Here is a 2,337-nt window from a genome sequence, read left to right as displayed (position 1 = left end):
CCTGGGGTGCGGCCGTCTCAGTCGCGGTCACCCTGCTCATCCAGCCGGTCTTCGCCCTGACCTTCCAGTTCAGCGACGTGGCTGATTTGCAGACGTACATGGCCACGATCCAGGCGCCGGTGGTCGAGGAGTTCGCCAAGTCCCTGGGCCTGCTGGTGCTCCTGTTGCTGGCCCGCAAACACTTCGACGGTCCGGTGGACGGGGTGGTGTTTGCCTTCACCATCGCCGGCGGCTTCGCCTTCACCGAAAACATCCTCTACTTCGGGCGGGCCATCGCAGAATCAGCAAGCCCGGCAACCGACCTTGCCCAGATCTTCCTGCTTCGCGGAGTGATGTCACCCTTTGCCCACGCCATCTTCACCGGAACCACCGGCCTGATCATGGGCTACGCGGCCCGCCGCTGGCATTCAGGGGCCTCTGTGGTGGCATTTTTCGTGGGCCTGCTGCCGGCAATGATCCTGCATAACCGGTGGAACAGCATGGGCGAGGGGTTCCTGGTGGAGTACATCCTCATCCAGGTGCCGATCTTTGTCCTGGCCGTGGTGGCCGTCATCCTGCTCCGGGTGGCAGAAATCCGGCTCACGCGCCAGCGGCTCCTGGAGTACTCGGCTGCCGGCTGGTTCAGCCCCGCCGAGGTGGAACTGCTGGCCACGCCACGCGGCCGGCGGACTGCCCTGCACTGGGCGGCCGGCTACAACCGGCGGCCGCAGATGAAATCATTCCTGCACGCGGCCACCCAACTGGCCTTCACCAGGCAGCGGATCCTCAGCGGCCGGGACATCGGGTTGCACCAGGCCGAAGAGCAACAGCAACTGCACCGGATCGTGGCACTGCGCGCCGCCGTCGCAGGCTGACTGCGCCGGCATGCAGAAAGGGACCGGCGCCCACCTCGCGGTGGACGCCGGTCCCTTTCTGCCGAAAAATGCTGCCTAGGCGAGCAGCGAAGGCTTCAGCTGCTGCAGCCGGCCCAGGAGGCCGTTGATGAACGACGGCGACTCATCAGTTGAGAGCGTCTTGGCCAGCGCCACTGCCTCACTGACCGCGACGCCGTCGGGAACGTCATCGTTGTACAGGAGTTCCCAGGTGCCGATGCGCAGGATGGTGCGGTCCACCGACGGCATCCGCTCCAGCGTCCAGCCCTGGGAGTAGGTCTCCAGGAATTCGTCGATGGCGGTCTGCTGGGAAACCACGCCCTCCACGATTTCCAGGGTGTAGGGGTTGACGATCTGATCCGTCAGTTCACGCCGGCTCCTGAGCACGTCGAAGGCCGACACCGATCGCTGTTCAGCTTCAAAAAGTACTTCCAGTGCCCTGTTACGGGCCTTACCGCGTGCGCTCACTACTCGCTGACCCGGCCGAGGTAGCTGCCGTCGCGGGTGTCAACCTTGACCTTGGTGTTGTTCTCGACGAAGAGCGGAACCTGGATCTCGTAGCCCGTCTCCAGCGTTGCGGGCTTGGTGCCGGCAGAGGAGCGGTCGCCCTGCAGGCCCGGCTCGGTGTAGGTGATTTCGAGGACGACGCTCGGCGGGAGCTCGATGTACAGGGGGTTGCCCTCGTGGATGGCGATGTTGACCATCTGGTTCTCGAGCATAAAGTTGGTGGCGTCGCCTACAGTGGCGCCCGAAACGGTGATCTGGTCGTAATCCACGGTGTCCATGAAGACGTAGTCCGCGCCGTCCTGGTACAGGTACTGGTAATCGCGGCGGTCAACCGTTGCGGTCTCGATCTTGAGTCCGGCATTGAACGTCTTGTCCACAACTTTGCCGGACATCACATTGCGCATTTTGGTCCGCACGAAGGCGCCACCCTTGCCGGGCTTGACGTGCTGGAATTCGATGATGTTCCAGAGCTGGCCCTCGAGCTTCAGGACCGTGCCGTTCTTGATGTCGTTAGTGGTTGCCACTGGTTTCCTCTGGTTTCTAATGTCTGGTCAGTTGTCAGACGTTCTATGCCGGCCGGCACGCCCCACGGGGCGCCAGGCGCGTGTTTATCAAAAATCCAAGAACCATTCTACCGGTAGTTCAGGGGTGGCCCGCTTCGGGGGCCGCTCCGGTCTCCGCCGTGGGCCCGGAAAGGAGGCTCAGCAGGCCAGATCCAGGACGTCACGGGCGCGCCTCAGCGCCACCGTCGAGGAGTAGATGAGGGCGGCGTCGGCCGATTGGGCCACACGGAGGTCCAGCGCCCTGGCAAAGGCCTCCACGGCAGCGGCATTGTGGCCCGCCGTGTAGTGCACCCGGCCCAGGTACTGCAGGACCAGGGCTTCGCGGTCGGTTCCCTGGAACTCCGCCAGCAACTGACGGAACAGGTCCACCGCGCGGTCGGTGCGGTGGGTGATCC

The 2,337-nt window shown here is 64.1% G+C and carries 3 protein-coding genes and 1 pseudogene; 1 reads left to right on the top strand and 3 read right to left on the bottom strand.

Annotated elements, in window-relative coordinates:
- Positions 1–854: PrsW family intramembrane metalloprotease (locus DBR22_RS20455; RefSeq protein WP_108600502.1), on the top strand; the 854-nt coding region annotated here is incomplete at its 5' end.
- 75 nt (positions 855–929) lie between these two features.
- On the opposite strand, the gene nusB is transcribed toward DBR22_RS20455, so the two are convergent.
- From nusB to DBR22_RS20440, 3 genes and pseudogenes are all read right to left on the bottom strand, one after another.
- Positions 930–1,340, bottom strand: coding sequence for a transcription antitermination factor NusB (gene nusB, locus DBR22_RS20450; protein WP_108600501.1), 411 nt, complete (start codon positions 1,338–1,340; stop codon positions 930–932).
- Positions 1,340–1,903: an elongation factor P gene (gene efp, locus DBR22_RS20445; RefSeq protein WP_108600500.1), complete on the bottom strand. Its 564-nt coding sequence runs from the start codon at positions 1,901–1,903 to the stop codon at positions 1,340–1,342. The genes nusB and efp overlap by 1 nt, the downstream gene beginning before the upstream one ends.
- 177 nt (positions 1,904–2,080) lie before the next feature.
- Positions 2,081–2,337: pseudogene (locus DBR22_RS20440) on the bottom strand (tetratricopeptide repeat protein); the annotation flags it as partial.

It is taken from the genome of Arthrobacter sp. HMWF013, assembly GCF_003061105.1.
Classification (GTDB): domain Bacteria; phylum Actinomycetota; class Actinomycetes; order Actinomycetales; family Micrococcaceae; genus Arthrobacter.
This window is presented reverse-complemented; position numbering and strand designations above follow the sequence as displayed.